The organism is Asanoa ferruginea (genome assembly GCF_003387075.1).
GTDB classification, from domain to species: Bacteria; Actinomycetota; Actinomycetes; order Mycobacteriales; family Micromonosporaceae; genus Asanoa; species Asanoa ferruginea.
In genome coordinates this window covers 2,628,895-2,649,176 of sequence record NZ_QUMQ01000001.1, presented here as the reverse complement: position 1 = coordinate 2,649,176, position 20,282 = coordinate 2,628,895, and the positions used below count along the sequence as shown (strand labels likewise).

Annotated in this window: 16 protein-coding genes; 5 read left to right on the top strand and 11 right to left on the bottom strand. The window is 68.3% G+C overall.

Annotation, left to right across the window (positions count from 1 at the left end):
• Positions 1-57: 57 nt before the first annotated feature.
• Positions 58-951, bottom strand: a complete 894-nt coding sequence (locus DFJ67_RS12625; protein WP_116068057.1) for a metallophosphoesterase — start codon at positions 949-951, stop codon at positions 58-60.
• 25 nt (positions 952-976) lie between these two features.
• On the opposite strand from DFJ67_RS12625, the gene DFJ67_RS12620 reads away from it, so the two are divergent.
• Entirely contained in the window at positions 977-1,432 is a 456-nt protein-coding gene (locus DFJ67_RS12620; protein ID WP_116068056.1) for a GatB/YqeY domain-containing protein, read from the top strand.
• A 511-nt stretch (positions 1,433-1,943) separates the two neighbouring features.
• Here DFJ67_RS12620 and DFJ67_RS12615 read toward each other — a convergent pair.
• Entirely contained in the window at positions 1,944-3,005 is a 1,062-nt protein-coding gene (locus tag DFJ67_RS12615; protein WP_116068055.1) for an aspartate-semialdehyde dehydrogenase, read from the bottom strand.
• Between the two features lie 5 nt (positions 3,006-3,010).
• Complete coding sequence (locus tag DFJ67_RS12610) at positions 3,011-4,291, bottom strand: aspartate kinase (RefSeq protein ID WP_116068054.1); 1,281 nt, start codon at positions 4,289-4,291, stop codon at positions 3,011-3,013.
• 267 nt (positions 4,292-4,558) lie between these two features.
• Between DFJ67_RS12610 and DFJ67_RS12605 the strand changes: the two genes are divergently transcribed.
• Together DFJ67_RS12605 and leuA are read left to right on the top strand one after the other, a co-directional pair.
• Entirely contained in the window at positions 4,559-5,350 is a 792-nt protein-coding gene (locus DFJ67_RS12605) for a hypothetical protein (RefSeq protein WP_239097650.1), read from the top strand.
• Positions 5,351-5,582: 232 nt separating this feature from the next.
• Entirely contained in the window at positions 5,583-7,319 is a 1,737-nt protein-coding gene (gene leuA / locus DFJ67_RS12600) for a 2-isopropylmalate synthase (protein WP_409363005.1), read from the top strand.
• A 61-nt stretch (positions 7,320-7,380) separates the two neighbouring features.
• On the opposite strand, the gene DFJ67_RS12595 is transcribed toward leuA, so the two are convergent.
• The 4 genes from DFJ67_RS12595 to DFJ67_RS12580 all read right to left on the bottom strand — a co-directional run bounded on the left by DFJ67_RS12595 (position 7,381) and on the right by DFJ67_RS12580 (position 13,452).
• The gene (locus DFJ67_RS12595) at positions 7,381-8,829 is read right to left on the bottom strand and encodes a fascin domain-containing protein (protein WP_116068051.1); all 1,449 of its coding nucleotides are present in this window, start codon (positions 8,827-8,829) and stop codon (positions 7,381-7,383) included.
• Between the two features lie 46 nt (positions 8,830-8,875).
• Complete coding sequence (locus tag DFJ67_RS12590) at positions 8,876-10,375, bottom strand: fascin domain-containing protein (protein WP_116068050.1); 1,500 nt, start codon at positions 10,373-10,375, stop codon at positions 8,876-8,878.
• 62 nt (positions 10,376-10,437) lie between these two features.
• A complete protein-coding gene (locus DFJ67_RS12585; protein ID WP_116068049.1) occupies positions 10,438-11,922 on the bottom strand; it encodes a fascin domain-containing protein in 1,485 nt (494 codons plus the stop codon).
• 42 nt (positions 11,923-11,964) lie between these two features.
• Positions 11,965-13,452 carry an MFS transporter gene (locus DFJ67_RS12580; RefSeq protein WP_116068048.1) on the bottom strand — a complete coding sequence of 496 codons (1,488 nt, stop codon included), beginning with the start codon at positions 13,450-13,452 and terminating at the stop codon, positions 11,965-11,967.
• Between the two features lie 97 nt (positions 13,453-13,549).
• Between DFJ67_RS12580 and DFJ67_RS12575 the strand changes: the two genes are divergently transcribed.
• Entirely contained in the window at positions 13,550-14,209 is a 660-nt protein-coding gene (locus DFJ67_RS12575; RefSeq protein WP_116068047.1) for an HNH endonuclease family protein, read from the top strand.
• Positions 14,104-14,466: a hypothetical protein gene (locus tag DFJ67_RS12570; protein ID WP_409363006.1), complete on the top strand. Its 363-nt coding sequence runs from the start codon at positions 14,104-14,106 to the stop codon at positions 14,464-14,466. The genes DFJ67_RS12575 and DFJ67_RS12570 overlap by 106 nt, the downstream gene beginning before the upstream one ends.
• Before the next feature lie 797 nt (positions 14,467-15,263).
• Here the strand turns inward: DFJ67_RS12570 and DFJ67_RS12565 are convergent.
• From DFJ67_RS12565 to DFJ67_RS12550, 4 genes are all read right to left on the bottom strand, one after another.
• The gene (locus tag DFJ67_RS12565; protein WP_116068045.1) at positions 15,264-16,337 is read right to left on the bottom strand and encodes an ABC transporter ATP-binding protein; all 1,074 of its coding nucleotides are present in this window, start codon (positions 16,335-16,337) and stop codon (positions 15,264-15,266) included.
• Positions 16,334-17,374 carry an ABC transporter ATP-binding protein gene (locus tag DFJ67_RS12560; RefSeq protein ID WP_116068044.1) on the bottom strand — a complete coding sequence of 347 codons (1,041 nt, stop codon included), beginning with the start codon at positions 17,372-17,374 and terminating at the stop codon, positions 16,334-16,336. The genes DFJ67_RS12565 and DFJ67_RS12560 overlap by 4 nt, the downstream gene beginning before the upstream one ends.
• Positions 17,374-18,387: an ABC transporter permease gene (locus tag DFJ67_RS12555; RefSeq protein ID WP_116068043.1), complete on the bottom strand. Its 1,014-nt coding sequence runs from the start codon at positions 18,385-18,387 to the stop codon at positions 17,374-17,376. The genes DFJ67_RS12560 and DFJ67_RS12555 overlap by 1 nt, the downstream gene beginning before the upstream one ends.
• Positions 18,388-18,510: 123 nt before the next feature.
• Complete coding sequence (locus tag DFJ67_RS12550; RefSeq protein WP_116068042.1) at positions 18,511-20,271, bottom strand: ABC transporter substrate-binding protein; 1,761 nt, start codon at positions 20,269-20,271, stop codon at positions 18,511-18,513.
• Positions 20,272-20,282: the final 11 nt, after the last annotated feature.

The window sequence follows — 20,282 nt, the reverse complement described above, 5'->3', positions numbered from 1 at the left end:
AGGCGTGCCGAGCAATAGTAGCCCAGCGCCCACCCGGGTCAAATTCGGTATACCGACTCAGCGGGGGATGAGCGTGAGCAGCGTCGCCTCGGGTCGGCAGGCGAACCGGATCGGCGCGGTCGGGTGGGTGCCGAGGCCGGCCGAGACGTGCAGCCAGGCGGCCGTGCCGGGCCAGCGGTGCAGGCCGCTGGCCATCGACCGGGGCAGGCCGCAGTTGGTCACCAGCGCGCCGACGAACGGCACGCAGACCTGACCGCCGTGGGTGTGGCCGGCGACCATCAGGTCGAAGCCGTCGCGGGCCATCTCGTCGAGCACCCGCGGCTCGGGCGTGTGGGTCAGCGCGAGCCGCAGGTCGGCGGCCGGCGAGGCCGGCCCGGCCACCGAGGCGTAGTCGTCGCGCTCCACGTGCGGGTCGTCGACCCCGACCACCTCGATCAGCCGCCCGCCCGCCTTGAGCGTCGTACGCGCGTTGTTGAGGTCGGTCCACCCCGCACCGACCAGAACCTCGCGGAGCTCTTCGGTGGGCAGCTCAACGCCCTGCACGTAGTCGCGGTCTTTGTTGAAGTAGCCCAGCGGGTTCTTGAAGACCGGCCCGCGATAGTCGTTGGACCCGAACACGAACGCGCCCGGCACGTCGAGCAACGGCTGCAACGCCCGCAGCACACCCGGCACCGCGCCCGGGTTGGCCATGTTGTCACCGGTGACCACGACCAGGTCGGGATCGGTGCCGGCGAGCGCGGCCACCCACCGCTGCTTGCGCCGCTGGTCGGGCATCATGTGCAGGTCCGAGAGATGCAGGATGCGCAACGGCTCCGCGTCGGTGGCCAGCACCGGCACCTCGGCCCGCCGGAGGGTGAACAGGTTGCGTTCGACGAGCGAGGCGTAGGCGAAGGTCGCCGCCCCCGCTGCAGCCGTGCCGGCGGCGAGCCGGTATACCGTGCGCTTTCGCATGGGACTCAGGGTAGTTTGTGGCCTCATGAGCACGCTCAAGGACGTCCTCACCAACGACATGCGGACAGCGCTGAAGGCACGCGACGAGATGACGACGTCGACGTTGCGGCTGGCGCTGGCCGCGATCGGCAACGCCGAGGTGGCCGGCAAGGAGAAGCGCGAGCTCAGCGACGACGAGATCCTCGCCGTGCTCACCCGCGAGGCCAAGAAGCGCCGGGAGGCGGCGACCGCCTTCGCCGACGCCGGCCGCGCCGAGCAGGCGGCGAAGGAGCAGGCCGAGGGCGAGGTCCTCGACCGCTACCTGCCCAAGCAGCTCAGCGACGAGGAAATCGCCGAGATCGTGAGCGGCGCCCTCGCCGACGGTGGCTTCACCGGCAAAGCCCAGATGGGCCCGGCCATGAAGGCGGCACAGGCCGCCGTGGCCGGCCGCGCGGAAGGCGGCCGGGTCGCTGCGGAGGTCCGCCGGCAACTCGGGCTCTAAGGCTCGCTTAGCTCGTCATCTCACGCGCACAGCCCTGCGGAGGCGCTCGCCTCGTCGGGGCTTGCGAACCGTGCGGCACCGCCGCAACACGCCCAAGCCTCGACCCGTCGGGGCTTGCGAACCGTGCGGCACCGCCGCAACACGCCCAAGCCTCGACCCGTCGGGGCTTGCGAACCGTGCGGCACCGCCGCAACACGCCCAAGCCTCGACCCGTCGGGGCTTGCGAACCATGCGGCACCGCCGCAACACGCCCAAGCCTCGACCCGTCGGGGCTTGCGAACCATGCGGCACCGCCGCAACACGCCCAAGCCTCGACCCGTCGGGGCTTGCGAACCATGCGGCACCGCCGCAACACGCCCAAGCCTCGACCCGTCGGGGCTTGCGAACCGTGCGGCACCGCCGCAACACGCCCAGCGACCAGCGGGCGCCGCAGAGGCGGCACCCGCTGCGGCAGCACCGTGTTGCCGCCGCTGCGGGCGTTGCCGCGATGCGGTCAGCAGCGAGTTATCCGCTACTTGCTGGTGAGCTCCGCGGCGACCAACTCCGCGATCTGGGCGGTGTTGAGCGCCGCACCCTTACGCAGGTTGTCGCCGGTCACGAACAGGTCGAGCGCCCGTGGGTCGTCCATCGCCCGGCGGATGCGGCCGACCCACGACGGGTCGGTGCCGACCGCGTCGATCGGCATCGGGAACTCGCCTGCCGCCGGGTCGTCGACCAGGATCACGCCGGGTGCGTTGCGTAGCGCCTCGCGGGCGCCCTCGGCGGTGACCTCGGTGCCGAAGACCGCGTGCACCGCCACCGAGTGGCCGGTCACCACGCTGACCCGCACGCAGGTGGCCGACACCTTCAGGTCGGGCAGCCCGAGGATCTTGCGGGACTCGTTGCGGAGCTTGAGCTCCTCCGACGACCAGCCGCCGTCTTTGAGCGAACCCGCCCACGGCACCACGTTGAGCGCCAGTGGGGCCGGGAACGGGCCCAGGTCGTCGCCGATCGCCTGGCGGACGTTGCCGGAGCGCGAGCCCAGGGCGCGGTCGCCGGCGATCTTCGTCAGCTGGTCGTGCAGCGTGTCGACGCCGATCTGCCCGGCTCCGGACACCGCCTGGTAGGAGGCCAGCACCAGCTCGCGCAGGCCATATTCGCGGTGCAGCGGGGCGATCGCGACGATCATCGCGAGCGTCGTGCAGTTGGCGTTGGCGATGATGCCCTTGGGACGGTTGCGGATCTGCTCCGGGTTGATCTCCGGCACCACCAGGGGCACGTCGCGGTCCATCCGGAACGCGCCGGAGTTGTCGACCGCCACGGCGCCCAGCGCGGCCGCCCGCGGGGCCCAGGCCGCGGAGACCTCGTCGGGGACGTCGAACATCGCCACGTCGACGCCGGCCAGCGACGCCTCGGAGAGCGGCTGAACGGTCAGCTCCTCGCCCCGGCAGTAGACCTTCTTGCCGGCCGAGCGCTCCGACGCCAGCAGCCGGATCTCGCCCCACACGTTCTTACGTGCCGACAGCAACTCGCACATCACGGTGCCGACGGCTCCGGTCGCGCCGACCACGGCTAGGGAAGGCAGACCGGACACGGGGCTCACCTCCCGGTCCCCGCGTAGATCACAGCGGCCTCGGTGCCGCCCAGCTCGAACGCGTCGTGCACCGCGCGGACCGCCTCGTCGAGGTCGGTGTCGCGGCAGACCACGGAGACCCGGATCTCGGAGGTGGAGATCATTTCGATGTTGACGCCGGCCTCGGCCAGCGCGGCGAAGAACTTCGCGGCGACGCCGGGGTGCGAGCGCATGCCGGCGCCGACCAGGGAGACCTTGCCGACGTGGTCGTCGAACAGCAGCGTTTCGAAGTTGATCTCGGACTGCATCCGGTTGAGGGCGGCCATCGCGACCGGACCGTCTTCGCGCGGCAGCGTGAACGAGATGTCGGTGCGGCCGCTCTGGTGTGCGCCGGCCTGACCGGTCGAGACGTTCTGCACGATCATGTCGAGGTTGATCTCGGCACCGGCCACGGTTTCGAAGATCTTGGCGGCCGCGCCCGGTTCGTCAGGGACCGAGACAATCGTGATCTTGGCTTCGCTGCGGTCATGAGCGACTCCGGTGATCAGTGCCTGCTCCACAGGAAGATCCTCCATCGATCCGGTGACGATAGTGCCGGGGTTCTGCGAGTAAGACGAGCGGACATGGATCGGCACCTTGAAGCGCCGGGCGTATTCGACACAGCGCAGCATCAGCACCTTGGCGCCGCAGGCGGCCAGGTCGAGCATCTCCTCGTAGGTGATCTGCTTGATGTGCCGCGCGTTTGGCACGATACGCGGATCGGCGGTGAACACGCCGTCAACGTCGGTGTAGATCTCGCAGACATCGGCGGACAGCGCCGCGGCCAGCGCGACGGCGGTCGTGTCGGACCCGCCGCGGCCCAGCGTGGTGATGTCTTTCGTGTCCTGCGAGACGCCCTGGAACCCGGCCACGATCGCGATCGCGCCCTCGTCGAGGGCGCCGCGCAACCGGCCGGGCGTGACGTCGATGATCCGGGCGCGGCCGTGCACCGAGGTGGTCAGCACGCCGGCCTGCGAGCCCGTGTAGGACCGCGCCTCGTAGCCCAGGTTCTGGATCGCCATCGCGAGCAGCGCCATCGAGATGCGCTCGCCGGCGGTCAACAGCATGTCGAGCTCGCGCCCGGCGGGCAGCGGGCTGACCTGGTGGGCGAGGTCGAGCAGCTCGTCGGTGGTGTCGCCCATCGCGGACACCACGACCACCACGTCGTTGCCGGCCTTGCGGGCATCGACGATGCGCTCGGCCACCCGCTTGATCCGCTCGGCGTCGGCGACCGACGAGCCGCCGTATTTCTGCACAACAAGCGCCACCGCGGAACGCTCCCTTTCACATACTCCGCGCCCCTGTGGTGCCGGGTCGGCGCCACGCGAGGCGAACGTGCCAACGCCGCCGGGTTGGCCGCCGGCGGCGCGCAATTTTCCCCCGTCAGGGTACCGGCGGCCAAGGTGTGAGGGGAGTCGCGATCCCACCATCTGACGGACCGTCACGCACCGTTCACGATCAGAAGTTCCAGCCGACCGAAGACACGCCGGCACGCATGGACCGGTCTACATGGCAAGACCCCCACAATGAACCCCGTGTGGGGGTACGGGGTGCGCCCGCGCCGGTGGTTCGCCGGCGCGTTGACCGGCGTGCTCCTGCTCACCGGCTGTGGCGGAGATCCCGCGCCCGAGTCCGACGAGCCGACCCCGACCGGCCCGCCACCCACCGCTGAGGCCGCCGCGCGTGACCAACTGGCCGCGCTAGCCGCCGCGGCGCAGGACCGCACGCTCACCGCGATCTACACCTACCGCGCCGACAACCGGGAGCGCAGCGTCTCCGTGACGATCGCGAAGGACGGCAGTTGGCGGGTCGACGTGCCCGATCTCGCATTGGGCGGCACCGTCGACATCTCGATCGTGCACAACGAGATCGGCCTTTTCCAGTGCGCGCTGCCCTCGGCCGACGAGGCGATCACGCCGCGGTGCGTGCAGATCGGCGACAGCGACGCCGATGTGCCCGACGCGATCGACCCGCAGGTGCAGCGGCCGCTGGTCACCGTTCGCCATGTGCTGACCGACCAGGGCGCGCCGCTCGCGGTCTCGACGGCCGCCCGGGTGCCCGGCGCCGGCGGCTCCTGCTTCGCGGTCGAGACCACGACGGCGTCCGTCACCGCCGCTCTCGACGTGGGCATCTACTGCTACGACGCCGATGGCACGCTGACCGCGGCCCGCCTCGACTACGGCGATCTCGTGCTGGCCGGCCCACCCGGCCCGGCACCGGCCACCGTGGCGATGCCCGGCCCGGTCACCGACGGCAAGCCGTTGGGCATGGCCGCACCGCCGACCCCCACGCCGAGCGTGACAGGGAGTACCCGACCGGCAACCTGACGAGACTTCTGTCTCAGAGTCCGGAAGGTGCTTGGCAAATCGCCCACGAGGTCACGTAGGGTGATCGTTGTCATGTGGCAACGCGAACTCCTGCTTCCGTGCCGCGACGGGGCCCCTCAGGCCGGCACCCCGTCGCGGAGCTGAGTCGCGCCGTCCGCTCCTGCACGAAGAAGTCCAACTTTCGAGCCGACCGACGGCGCCCATGACAAAAAATGCCTCAGGAGCCTCAGCGATGTCTGACGTTGCGTCCACGAATCCCATCGCCCGCCAACGCACCAGCCGCATGCCTTTCGAGCGCTACGCGTCCTACCACGAACAGTTCGGCGTAGACCTGCCCGACCGCACCTGGCCCACCCGCCGCGTCGAGACCGCGCCCCGGTGGTGCGCCGTCGACCTGCGCGACGGCAACCAGGCGCTGATCGACCCGATGTCACCCGAGCGCAAGCGCCGGATGTTCCACCTGCTGGTCGAGATGGGCTACAAGGAGATCGAGGTCGGCTTCCCGTCGGCCAGCCAGACCGATTTCGACTTCGTCCGCCAGCTCATCGAAGACGACATGATCCCCGACGACGTGACGATCCAGGTGCTGACCCAGTGTCGTGAGCACCTGATCGACCGCACGTTCGAGTCGCTGCGCGGCGCCAAGCGCGCGATCGTGCACTTCTACAACTCGACCTCGACGCTCCAGCGCCGGGTGGTGTTCGGCCTCGACAAGGACGGCATCACCGACATCGCCACGAGCGGTGCGCGGCTCTGCCAGAAATACGCGGAGATCCACACCCCGGACACCGAGATCTTCTACGAATACTCGCCGGAGTCCTACACGGGCACCGAGCTGGAATACGCGCTCGAGGTGTGCGCCGCCGTCATCGACGTGATCGACCCGACGCCCGACCGCCCGCTGATCATCAACCTGCCGGCGACCGTCGAGATGGCCACGCCCAACGTCTACGCCGACTCGATCGAGTGGATGCACCGCAACCTGCCCCGGCGGGAGAGCGTCGTGCTGAGCCTGCACCCGCACAACGACCGCGGCACCGCCGTCGCCGCCGCCGAGCTGGGCGTGCTGGCCGGCGCCGACCGGGTCGAGGGCTGCCTGTTCGGCAACGGCGAGCGCACTGGCAACGTCGACCTGGTCACGCTGGGCCTCAACCTGTTCTCGCAGGGCGTCGACCCGCAGGTCGAGTTCGGCAACATCGACGAGATCAAGCGCACCGTCGAATACTGCAACCAGCTGCCGGTGCACGAGCGCCACCCCTACGCCGGCGATCTGGTCTACACCGCCTTCTCCGGCTCGCATCAGGACGCGATCAAGAAGGGCCTGGACGCCCTCGCCAAGGACGCCAAGGAAGCCGGCGTGCCGATCGACGACCACACCTGGGGCGTGCCCTACCTGCCGATCGACCCGCGCGACGTGGGCCGCACCTACGAGGCGGTCATCCGGGTCAACTCGCAGTCCGGCAAGGGCGGCGTCGCCTACATCATGAAAGAGGAGCACAACCTCGACCTGCCGCGCCGGCTCCAGATCGAGTTCTCCGGCGTGGTGCAGGGCTTCACCGACAACGAGGGCGGCGAGGTCGAGCCCGAGCGCATGTGGGAGATCTTCGCTGCCGAATACCTCACGCCGCGGACCAACGACATCACCCTGCACGGGTACGCGACCGCCACCGTCGAGGACAAGGTGGAGGTCGAGGCCACCGTCGGCTTTGCTGGCGAGCAGCGGGTGCTGACCGCGATCGGCAACGGCCCGATCGACGCCTATGTCAACGCGATCCAGAGCATGGGCATTCGCGTACGCGTGCTCGACTACGCGGAGCACGCCATGTCTTCGGGTGGCGACGCCCGCGCCGCGGCCTATGTGGAATGCGACGTCGACGGCAAGACCGTCTGGGGCGTCGGCCTCGACCCCAACATCGTCAACGCTTCGATGCGGGCGATCACCAGCGCGGTCAACCGCGCCCGCAAGTAACCGGCGATCCCGGAAAGACCGGAGCCCGGCACCCGAACATGGGTGCCGGGCTCCGGGCTGTTCAGCGGAGCAGGTTGAACTTCTCCCAGGGCCCGATCGCGGCCCGGTTGGCGATCAGCGGCTGCGCACCGGCCTTCTCGGCCGTCACATACTTGCCGTTGACCTGCGCCCGGAGGCTCTGCGTCTGGTCGGCGTTGCTGACCAGCGTGAACGTCTCCCACGGCCCGACCGCCGCCCGGTTGGCGATCAACGGCTTCTTGCCGGCCGATTCCGCGGTCACGTACTTGCCGTTGACCAGGGACTTCAGCGCCACCTTGCCGTTGCCGAGGTCTTCGACGAAGAAGAACTCCCACAGGGCTGCGTCGCCGCGGTTGGCGATCAGCGGCTTCTTGCCGGCCGACTCCGCCGTCACGAAGCCGCTGTTGACCAGTGCGAGGATCGGTGCGGGCCCCGCGCCCACGGCGTAACGGGTGAACTTCTCCCAGGGGCCGATCGCCGCCCGGTTCGCATACAACGGCTGCTTCCCTGCCTTTTCGGCGGTGACATATTTCCCGTTGAGCTTGGCCCGCAGGCTGACCGACCCGTCGGCGTTGGTGACCAGCCGGAACCGTTGGGCATCACCGACGTAGTCGTGGAACTGCCACCGCAACGGCTCGGTGTCGCTGACAACAGACAACAAGGACTTGTTGGCGGGCTGTTCGATCGCGATGTATCCGTCGCCGGCGTCGAGAAACTCGAGTTTGGTCTGTTCGATCGGGCTGATCGTGTCGGCCCGCACCGTGTCGACCGGCGTGCCGGGGCCCGCGTTGGTCGGCAAAACGTAGCGGTAGTTGACCAGCGCGAACAGCTGGGAAACGCCCAGCGACGGCGACACGCACGAGCGCGGTGGCACCCACTCGGGGGAGGCGACGAAGCCTTGGCCCGGGATTTCGACGTAGACAGCTCCGGGCTCGGCGGGCAACGTCCACTTCTTCGCGGGCATCCCCGGCTCGACAATCAGCGTGGGCTGGTCGCGGATGCTGAGTGAAACGGCATAGCCATTCGCCGGCATCTCGGCGCTGATCTCAAATGCGTCGCACCGCGAGACGGAGCCGATCTGCGGCATCACCGGCTTGCCGCAGACCGGCAGGCTGGGGCCGCCACCGTAGACGTTGGGCGATCCCTCGAGTGTCATCCGGATAATCGCGCGGGAGAAGAAATAGCTGTGCACGGTCGAGGTCGCGATCAGGGGACCCTCGGACGCGGGCGGCACGATGGAGCCGGGCGCGATCCCGCTCAGCGCGCTGATCGGAGCGTCCGGGGTAAGCCACACCGAGGCAATGGTCAACGGGGTCTCGGCGGCGTTGGTGATCGTCCAGGTGATCGTGTAGGTCGCGCTGGCCGCATCACATACGGCGACAGCCGTCGTCGTCAGTGGTGGGGCGGCGAGCGCGGGTGGTGCCGCCACAACGGCACCACCCGCTGCCACGATGGTGGCGACGAGAACGGCGAACTTACGGGTCAGGCGCACGGGCGCAGCCTAAATCCACGATGGCCGCTTTCGCTGTCCCCTATCGTCAGCCGAAAATATTGAACTTTTCCCACGGCCCGATCGCCGTGCGGTTGGCGATCAGCGCCTGCTTGCCGGCTTTCTCCGCAGTGACATATTTACCGTTGATCTGTGCCTGAAGGCTCTCGGTCCCGTCGGCGTTGGTGATCACCTTGAACGTCTCCCACGGGCCGACCACCGCGCGGTTCGCGATCAGCGATTTCGCGCCGGCCTTCTCGGCGGTCACATACTTGCCGTTGACGAGCGACTTGAGCGCGACGTTGCCGTTGCCGAGCGACTCGACGGTGAAGAACTCCCACTGGCCGACGACGCCGCGGTTGGCGATCAACGGCTGAGCGCCGGCCTTTTCCGCGGTCACGAACTTGTTGTTGATGAGCGCGTTGATCGGGGCCGGGCCCGTGCCCTTCGCATTCCGGGTGAACTTCTCCCAAGGGCCGATCGCGGTCCGGTTGGCGAAAAGGGGCTGAGCGCCGGCCTTCTCCGCGGTCACATACTTGCCGTTGAGGTTGGCGCGCAGGCTCACCGTGCCGTCGGTGTTGGTGAGCAGCCGGAACCGTTGCGAGTCGAGGATCGACTGGCTCGACGTCCACCGCAGCGGCACCGTGTCGCCGGCGACGGTCAGCAGCGTCTTGTTGCCCGGTTGCCGCACCGCGACATCGCCGTTGCCGGCGTCCAGGAACTCGAGGTTGGTCGCGTCGACCTTCGGGGCGGTCTCGATCGCCCGCACCGAGTCGACCGGACCCTGGTTGTTCACGCCGCTCGCGGCCGGAACGAGGTAGCGGAAGTTGGCCTGGGCGAACAGGTTGAAGACGCCCAGCGACGCCGGCGGAGGCGGGGGTGGTGGCGTCGACTCGCACGACGAGGGCTCGACCCACTGCCCGGTCGCCACCGGCCCGACGTTCTGGATCCACACCGCGAGCGGCGCGTTCACCTTGGTCCAGGGGAACCGCCAGGTCTTCGCCGGACCACCGGGTTCCACCACCAACGTCGGCAGGTGGTCGTAATCGACATACATCGGCGCCGGATAACCGCCCTCGGGCATCGCGACGGTGATTTCGAACTCGTCGCAGTGCGAGGTGAATTGGACGGTCGGCTGGACCGGCTCACCGCACAGCGGCAGGAGCAGACCGCCGCCGTAGGGGGTTGTCGACCCCTCGAGGCGGAATGACAGGTCCGGGACCTGGTTGTTGCGGTAGCTGTGCATGGTCATGGTCGCGACGAGCGATCCCTGCGACGCCGGCGGCAGGATGTCGCCCACCGCGAAGCCGCTGATGGTGCTGACCGGTGCGGGCGGCAGGACCGAGGTCTCGGTGAGTGCCAGCGGAGTCTCGGTGGCGTTGGTGATGGCCATCGTCACGGTGTAGGTAGCGGTTGCCGCGTCGCAGACGGCGTTCATGGTGATCGTCGGTTTGGGCACCGCGGCCAGCGCCGGTGATGCCACGAAAACGGCACCACCCGAGCCAACCAGCGCCGCGACGACGACGGCGATCTTGGAGTTCAGACGCACGGCACGCAGCCTAGTTCCAAGATCACCGACGCGGGGTCCGCTTTTCGGCCGTGCCGTCGCGGTCAGGCTCCTGTCGCGCCGTTGTAGCCGTAGAGGTTGAACTTCTCCCACCACCCGATCGCGGTCCGGTTGGCGATCAGCGGCTTGCGGCCGGCCGACTCGGCGGTGACGTATTTTCCGTTGGCTTTGGCCTTGAGGCTTTCCGACCCGTCGCCGTTCCGGATGACCTTGAAGGTCTCCCACGGTCCAACGGTGGTGCGGTTGGCGATCAGTTCCTTCTTGCCGGCCGACTCGGCGCACACGTACTTGCCGTTGACCAGGGACCGCAGCGCGACCTCGTCGTTGCCGAGGTTCTCGACGTAGAAGAACTCCCACCGGGCGGGGTCCATCCGGTTGGCGATCAGCGGCTTCTTACCCGCCGACTCGGCCGTCACGTTCAGGTTGTTGACGATCGCGTTGATTGTGCCCGGACCGCTGTTGGCCGCGTACCGGGTGAACTTCTCCCAGGGCCCGATCGCGGTGCGGTTGGCGTAGAGCGGCTTCGCGCCGGCCTTCTCGGCGGTGACGTATTTGCCGTTGAGTTTGGCGCTCAGGCTGACCGTCCCGTCGGCGTTCTTGATCAGCCGGAACCGCTGCGGGTCGCCCACGCGGCCGTCCCACGACCAGCCCAGCGGTGCGGCGTCGCTGAAATAGGTCAACAGCAGGTCCTGCTCCGGCTCGCGGATCGCGATATAGCCGTCGCCGGCGTCGAGAAACTCGAAGTTGGTGTTGGCTTCCTCGTTCGAACGAACCTCGTCGGCCATCGCCTGGTCGACCCGACCCGGGCTGGCGGAGGCCGACGGCACGACGTAGCGGAAGTTGACGCTGGCGAAGAGCTGGAACTGCCCGAGCGACACCGGCGCCACGCAGGACGGCTCCGGCTCCCACCGACCTGGCGCAAGCTGTCCGACATACGCCAGCACCGTGAAGATCTCTTCGTCAGGTGAACGCCATTTGACTGTCTGCGCGGGAGCGCCGGGCTGCACGATCCCAAGCTCCGGGTCACTGGCCGGGCTGGTCAGGACCTGCACCGGATAGCCGCCAGCAGGCATCGAAACGCTGAGAGTCAGGTAGTCGCAATCCGAGGTGAAGCTGACGATCGGCAGGACCGGATTGCCACAGACCGGCAAGGTCACCAGCTTCGAGTACTGGGAGCCTCCGTCGAGGTAAATCTGCAGGTTCGTGTTCTGCCGCAGGTAGCTGTGCACGGTCGCGGTCGCGGTGAGCGATCCCTGCGATGCCGGCGGCACGACGTCACCGACCGCGATGCCGGTGAAGGTGCCGACCGGCGCCGGCGGGTTGGCGACCACCCTGTTGATGGTCGCCGGCGTCTCCTTTGCGTTGGTGACGGTCCAGGTCACCGTGTAGGTGGCGGTGGCCTCGTCACACACCGCGGTGGCGACGATCGTCGGCGCGACGGCGGCCAGCGCCGGCGGTGCCACGGCAACGGTGCCGGCGGTCACGACCAGGACCGCGGCGAGCACAGCGAGTTTGCGAGTCAGACGCACCGGCGGAGCATAGTTTGAAGATCACCTACGCGCAGCCCCTGTTCAGGCGTCGCTCTCCCGCACCGGGTGCACCGGGTGCACTGAATGCGTTGCCGTGGTCATCGTCGTCACCGCTCGGTGCCAGAGCACCTTGGGCAGCCCGACGCAGAAGACCAGCGCCAGGAGCGCGCCGGCACCCATCAGGCCGGCGCACCAGAGCATCGCCGAGCGGAACGCCGAGGTCAGTTCGGCCGGCACCTGGTAGGCCTCGCCGGTCAGGCCGACCAGCAGCGGCAGCGCGGCGATCGCGACCAGCGCACCGGCCCGGGCCGACGCGTTGTTGACTCCGCTGGCGATGCCGGAATGCCGCATGTCGACCGCGGCGAGCACGGCGGTGGTCAGCGGCGCCACCAGGGTGGTCAGGCCCAGACCGAAGAGCAGCACACCAGGGAGTACGTCGGTGACATAGTCGGCGTTCGGGCCGATCCCGCGCAGCAGCAGCATCCCGACCCCGGCGATCACCGGGCCGACGGTGAGCTGCCAGCGCACGCCGATCCGGGTGGCCAGGGCGCCCGAGCGGGCCGAGAGCAACAGCATCAGCCCGGTGGCCGGCAGGGTGGCGAGTCCGGTCTGCAGGGCGTCGTAGCCGGCGACGTTCTGCAGGGTCACGGCGAGGAAGAAGCTCTGGCCGCTGAGGGCGGCGTACACCAGGACGGTGTAGATGTTGAGCACCGTGAAGATCCGGCTGCGGAACAGCGAAGGCGGCGTCATGGCGCCGTCGCCCTTGTGCCGTTCGACCAGCACGAAGCCGATCGCGCAGGCCACCCCGATGCCGATCGCGCCGACCACCACCGGCGAGCCCCAGCCGTCGTCGGGCCCCTCGATCAGCGCGAACGTGATGCCCGCCAGCGCGAGTGCGGCCAGGGCCGCGCCCGTCGCGTCGAACCGGGTGGCCTCCTTCGGCGCGCGGCTCTCCGGGATCCAGCGGAACGCCGCGAGCAGGGCGAGCACCGCGAGCGGCACGTTGATCAGGAACGCCCAGCGCCAGGAGAGCGCGTCGATCAGGTAGCCACCGACGAATGGGCCGAGCGCGGTGGAGATGCCGGAGAAGCCCGACCACATGCCGATCGCCTTGCCGCGGTCGTCGGGTTGGAACGACGCCTGGATGATCGCGAGCGAGCCGGGCGTGAGCAGGGCCGCGCCGGCGCCCTGGAGGAAACGGGCGCCGATCAGCGCGCCGATGGTCGGCGCCGCCGCGCACAGCACCGACGCGACGGTGAACCAGACAATGCCGATCACGAAGATCTTCCGGCGCCCGAGCCGGTCGCCGAGCGAGCCGCCGAGCAGCACAAACGCCGCGAGGGTGAGCAGATAGCCGTTGACCGTCCATTGCAGACCCGCGACGGTCGAGCCCAGGTCTTCCCCGATGTGCGGCAACGCGACGTTGACGATGGTGCCGTCCAGGAACGCCATCCCGGAAGCGAGGATGGTGGCGAACAGCACGCCTCGACCGGCCGCCGACTTCAAGCGGAGAGGGGTGGGCATGGTCATCTGCCCAATCTGCCCCGCGCGGTGCCGGACTACCACTGAATCGCCGAAAGGATCGGCGGTTCTGGCCACTGTGGTCGGCAGGGCGCACGCTTAGGTCGTGCGTACCCCTGGCATCTTCGTCAATGTTCTTGCCGCCGTCGCGGTCCTCACGAGCGTCGCCGGTTGCGTCCCGGTTGACCCCGGTTCGACCGGGAGCTCGGCCACCCCACGAACCAGCGAAAGCAGCGCTTCTGCCACCGAATCCACCCGTCTGCTCGACCAGTTGGCCATTGCCCGGTCGGGGTCGATGAGCGGCTACAGCCGGGAGCACTTCCCGCACTGGCGCAAGGCCGGCAAGAACTGTGACGTACGCGACACGGTCCTGCAACGCGATGGCACCGGCGTCGAACTCAGCGGGTGCAACGTGGTCGGTGGCCGGTGGCACAGCGTCTACGACAACAAGACGCTGACCGACCCCGCCGATCTGGATATCGACCACATGGTGCCGCTCGCCAACGCCTGGCGCTCAGGTGCCGACGACTGGGACGACAAGAAGCGCGGCGACTTCGCCAACGACCTGACCCGGCCCCAACTCTTCGCGGTTTCGCTCAACAGCAACCGGGCAAAGGGTGACCAGGATCCGTCGCTCTGGAAGCCGAGCAACCGCGACTTCTGGTGCGAATACGCGCAAGACTGGATCGCCGTCAAGCACTACTGGAAGCTGACGGTGACCAGCGCCGAGAAGGACGCGCTCGCCGACATGCTGGAGACCTGCTGATGGCCGATCCAAGCGCAAAGCAATCCGACCTGACCGCCGGCCCCGGCGGAGTGATGACCGACGAGGTCGGCGTGATCACCGGCGACCTGACGCTGCGCACGGAGCTGACCGGCGGCAACGTGGTGCTCCGCGTGCAATACAAGGACGCGGCCGAATGGTACGCGGTGACCGGCGCCAAAGCGGCCCTGAAGGACCCAGCCGACCTAGACGCGGTCCACACGATCGCGGTGGGCCTACTCAACCGCCCGTCGGGCTAACTCACGCGTTGCGCTTGGCCCGGCGGGAGTGTCCGTTGGGGAGCAGCGTTTGGCTCCTGCCCGGCGTCCGGTGATCGTTTGCAGCTGGTCAGCACCGGCAGGTCCTGTCCGCTTGATCATGTGCACCCCATCAAGACGTCGCGCGGCGTGTCGTGCAGACCAGACACACACGATCAACCCGCGGGCCCCGAATCGTGCAGACCCGCCACACATGATCAAGCCGCACCGCCAGAACCAGGAGATCTAGGAAAAAGAATGCTGCTCAAGCGACATCCTTTTACCTAGATCTCCCGCCACCGGCGCGGCGGCAAGCGACACGCGGAGAGGTGGCCCGACGCCGGCAGCCGGCAGCCGGCAGCGGCAGCGGCAGCGGCAGCGGCAGCGGCAGCGGCAGCGGCAGTGGCAGTGGCAGCGGCTTATAGAACCGCACCCACCGTGGCATTGAGCAGGACCACCGACAAAGCCGCACCCCAGGGCGGATCTCCTCGTCGGGCGCAGCCCACAAACCAGGATCTGCGCATGGGGACAAGGTGGAGCGCCCTACTGGACGAACGACCTTGTCCCCATGCGCAGATCCTGGTGCCCTAAGCGAAGCCCGACGAGGAGATCCGCCCTTCCCGGCATCTCTTTAGAGCGGCCGGGGCCGGGGCAGCGCCCCGGTGGGGTCCGGGGCAAAGCCCCGAAAGGGGCAGAGCCCCAAACCCAACCGCGGACCTGGCAAGCGAAGCGAAGGCGGAGCGATCCCCGGCGGGAGCGACGGTCGCGCCCCCGACGGGCCCGGGACATGCTCTATCTGATCAAGCTGCCTTAGTGCGGCCGACGACCTGCTCGTCATCAGCGACCGGGAAGTGGCACGCGGTCTGGTGACCGGGTGCGTCGCCGGGGCGCACGACCAACGGCGGTTCTTCGGTGGCGCAGATGTCCTGTGCCTTCCAGCAGCGGGTGCGGAAGCGGCAACCGGTCGGCGGGTCGATCGGGCTCGGCACGTCGCCGGTGAGCAGCACTCGCTCGCGCTGGTTGGCCTCGCGCCGGCGCGGGTTGGGCACCGGCACCGCCGACATGAGCGCGACCGTGTAGGGGTGCCGCGGGTTCGCGTAGAGCGTCTCCCGGTCGGCGACCTCGACGATCTTGCCCAGGTACATGACCGCGACCCGGTCGGAGATGTGCCGCACGACCGACAGGTCGTGTGCGATCACCACGTAGGTCAGGCCGAGTTCCGTCTGCAGGTCTTCGAGCAGGTTGACGACCTGGGCCTGGATCGACACGTCGAGCGCGGAGACCGGCTCGTCGGCGACGATCAGCTTCGGCTTGAGTGCGAGCGTGCGGGCGATGCCGATGCGCTGCCGCTGGCCGCCGGAGAACTCGTGCGGGTAGCGGTTGTAGTGCTCCGGGTTGAGGCCCACCAGCTTGAGCAGGTCTTGCACCGCGCGCTTGGTGCCGTGCTCGGTCTTGACGCCCTGGATGTGGAACGGCGCGCCGACGATCGAGCCGACCGTGTGCCGCGGGTTCAGCGACGAGAACGGGTCCTGGAAGATCATCTGCATGTCACGGCGGAAGGGTCGCATCGCGCCGGTGCTCAGGTGCGAGATGTCCTTGCCGTCGAACATGATCTTGCCAGCGGTCGGCTCGGCCAGGCGGGTGATCAGGCGGCCGGTCGTGCTCTTGCCGCAGCCGGACTCGCCGACCAGGCCGAGCGTCTCGCCCTTGAACACCTCGAAGTCGATGCCGTCGACGGCCTTGACGGCCGCGACCTGCCGCTTGAAGAGACCCTTGGTGATCGGGAAGTGCTTCTGCAACCCGGTCACCGAGAGCAGCGCCTCTTGCTGCGGGGCCTGCGTCGTGACGCTTTCCCGCGCGGTGCTCTCCGTCATGATGCTGCCTCCAACTTCGGGCGGACCTGCTCCTGCCAGATCCGCTTGCGCTCCGCCACCGGAAGGTGGCAGCGCACCAGGTGGCCCCGGCCGGCCTCGACCAGCTCCGGGACCTGCGTCGAGCCCAGCCCACCGGTCTGCGCCTCATAGGCGCATCGGGGGTGGAACGCACAGCCGCTCGGCACGTTGATCAGCGACGGCGGGTTGCCCTTGATCGGCAACAGCCGCTTGGTCACGCCACGGTCGAGCCGGGGCATAGAACCGAGCAGACCCCAGGTGTACGGGTGTTCCGGCTCCTCGAAGATGGTCACCGCGGAGCCGTACTCGATGCACTTGCCGCCGTACATGACCAGCACGTCGTCGGCGAGCTCGGCGACCACACCCAGGTCGTGGGTGATGATGATCAGCGCGGAGTTGAACTCCTGCTGGAGGTCACGCATCAGGTCGAGGATCTGCGCCTGCACCGTCACGTCGAGCGCGGTGGTCGGCTCGTCGGCGATCAGCAGCTCCGGGTCGCAGGACAGCGCCATCGCGATCATCGCGCGCTGCCGCATGCCGCCGGAGAACTGGTGCGGGTAGTCGTCGACCCGCCGGTTCGGCTGCGGGATGCCGACCCGCCCGAGCATGTCGATGGCGTGCTTCTTGGCGACCGCCTTCGACACGTTGTTGTGCACCCGGTAGGCCTCGATGATCTGCGTGCCCACCGTGTAATAGGGGTGCATCGCCGACAGCGGATCCTGGAAGATCATTGCCATCCGGCGGCCGCGCATCTTGCGGACCGTCTCGGGGTCGGCGTTGACGATGTCGGTGCCGTCGAGCACGATCTCGCCGGACACCCGGGCGTTGCGCTTGTTGTGCAGCCCCAGGATGCCGAGGCTGGTCACCGACTTGCCGGAGCCCGACTCGCCGACGATGCCCAGCGTCTTGCCGCGCTGGAGCGAGAAGTTCAGACCGTCGACAGACCTGACCAGGCCGTCGTCGGTTGGGAAGTGGATGCGCAGGTCCCGCACATCGAGGAAGGCATCTGGAGCAGGCATCAGGCCAGCCTCACCCTCGGGTCGATGACCGCGTACACCACGTCCACGATCAGGTTTGCGATGACGACGAAGCCGGCCGCGAAGAGCACGAAGCCCATCACCTTCGGCATGTCGTTGGCGGAGATGGCGTCGATGGCGTACTTGCCGATGCCCTGGAGGCCGAAGGTGCTCTCGGTGAGCACCGCACCGCCCAGCAGGAGGCCGACGTCGAGGCCGAAGATGGTGGCGATCGGGGTGAGCGCGGCCCGCAGGCCGTGGCGCGTCACCACGGTGTGTTCCTTCAGGCCCTTGGCCCGCGCGGTGCGGATGTAGTCCTCACCCATCGTCTCGAGCATGCCCGCACGGGTCAGCCGGGCGTAGGCCGCGGAGAACAACAGGGCCAAAGTGATCCACGGGAGGATCAGGTCGTACGCCCATTGCCCCGGATTTTGCTCGATCGGTGTGTAGGAGCTACCCGGCGCGGTCCAGTGCAGGGTGTAGCTGAAGAGGACCAGCGAGACGAGGCCGGTCCAGAAGATCGGGAGCGAGACACCGCCCAGGGCGACGCCCATCGCCATCCGGTCGAAGATGCTGCCCCGGCGCAGTGCCGACAGCACACCGGTGGCAACGCCGAAGATCACCCAGATGATCGCCGCGCCGAAGGCGAGGGACGCGGTGACCGGGAGCCGGTCGAGGATGTCCGGCAGCACCGGGTTGCGGCCGATGAACGAGTAGCCGAGGCAGGGCGCCGGGCAGTGGGCCTGTGTCGCGCCGAACGAGAAGTCGCGACCCACGAAGATGGCCTGGAACCAGTCCCAGTACTGCGTGAAGAACGGCTTGTCGAGGCCGAGCCCGTGGGCCGCCTCAGCGACCTGCTGGGCGTTGGCCGTGCGGCCGACATAGCGGGACGCCAGGCTTTCCGGCGTGCCGCCAGCCCACCGCGGCACCAGGTAGAAGATGCCGAAGGTGATCATGCTGACAATCACCAGCGTCAGCACGGCGCCGAACAGACGCCTGATGATGTACGAGACCACGGAGTTCGGCTCCGGCGACCGGCCCGCCCCGTGTTACCGGGGCGGGCCGACCGCCGCGCGCCTTCACCTACCTCACTTGGGGGTGCTTGCTAACCAAGAGGTGTAGCTGTAGCTGAAACGGATTTACTGAACGCCCATCGACAGGTAGTCGTACATGCCGTACGCGTCGTTGACGAAGACGTTGGTGGTGTTCTTGCTGCGCAAGGTCACCGCCTTGCCCCAGACGCCCGGCAGGATGACCGCCTCTTCCATGACCCGCTTGTCGATGGCGCCCCAGTCGGCGTCACGCTTCGCGGTGTCGGTCTCGGCGATGGCCCCGTCGATCATGGTGTTGACCTCGGGGATGTTGACGCTCAGGTTGGACGAGCCACCGGTGTCCCGGATGACCCGGCCGTCGACGATCTGCGACAGGAAGCCGAAGCCGTCGTTCCAGTCCGCGCCCCAGCTGTTGATCATCAGGCCGAGGTTGTTCTCGTTGCGGTAGCTCGGCTTGCCGGCGTACAGCGCGAAGTAGTCACCAACCGGGAAGCCCTTGAGCGTGAGCTTGATGCCAACCCGGGCGAGGGACTGCTGAAGCGCCTCGGCGGCCGCCTTCTCCTTCGGACGCTCGGCGCGGAACGCGACGTTCGTCTCGAAGCCGTTGGGCTGACCGCAGGCCTGCAGAGCGGCCTTGGCCTTGTCGAGGTCACCCTTGTTGTCCGCACCCGACGAGAACACGTCGAGCTTCTGGAAGCCAGGGATCTGCGGCGGCATGAGGCCGGTCGCGATCTCGCCGCCAGCCTCCGGGCCGCCGTAAGCGGTCTGGTAGCTGGTCTTGTCCGCCGCGTACTCGACTGCCTTGCGGCACTCGATGTTGTTCAGCGGGGCGATGTTCGGGTTGATCGAGGTGTAGTTGAGCCGCGCGGCCAGCGGGTTGTCGGCGCGGGCCTTGAGGTCGGGCTGACCCAGCACGCGGGACAGAGCCGCGGGCTGCACACCGGTGCCGGCGAGGTCGACGTCGAGCGACCCGTCGATGATCTGGTTGTCGATGTCGTCGGCCTGAGCGCCGATCGTCACGTCGTAACCGTCCGGGAGAGCCTTGCGGTTCGGGTCGGTCGCCTGGTCCCACTGGTCGTTGCGGACCAGCGTGAAGTGCTTACCGTCCTCGTAGCTCGCGAACTTGTAGGGGCCCGAGGAAACCACGTGCTCCTTGTACTTCGCACCCGTGTCCTTCGCGGCCGGGACCGGCGCGGTGGCCGGGATCTGCGCGAAGTAGTCGAAGCCACCGAAGGGCTTGTTGAGGTGGAAGACCACGGTCAGGTCGTCCGGCGTGTCGATCGCCGGGTTGTCCTGGCCCTTGCTCGTGTAGGGGCCCTTGTAGCCCTTGAGGTCGAGGAAGTCGTTGAAGTAGGTCGGGCCGTTGACCAGCGTCGGCTTCTCCAGCGAGCGCGACACACCGTATTCGACGTCCTTCGACGTGATCGGGGTGCCGTCTTCGAACTTCAGGCCCGGACGCAGCTTGTAGGTCCAGGTCTTGCCACCGTCGCTGGGCACGCCCAGGCCTTCGGCGAGGTCACCGGTCAGCTCGGCGCTGGTCTTGCCCGGGCCGACCTTGAACATGGTCAGCGAACGGGTGTAGAGGCGGGCGAGGTTCCACGACAACGCGTAATAGGTGTCGCCGGGGTCGACCGAGTCCCATGAGTCCGAGATCGCCATCTTCAAGGTGCCGCCCTTTTTGTCGGACGGGTTGAACACCTTGCCGTTGGCGGCATCGAACGCGGCAGTGGTGGTGGTGCCACCACCGCTGCTGTCGGTGTTGGAATCAGTGCCCCCGCCGCCACAGGCGGCGAGCGCGAGGGCGGCTGCGACGCCAACGGCGACGCCAGTCACCAACCTTCTCTTCATCTACTGCTCCC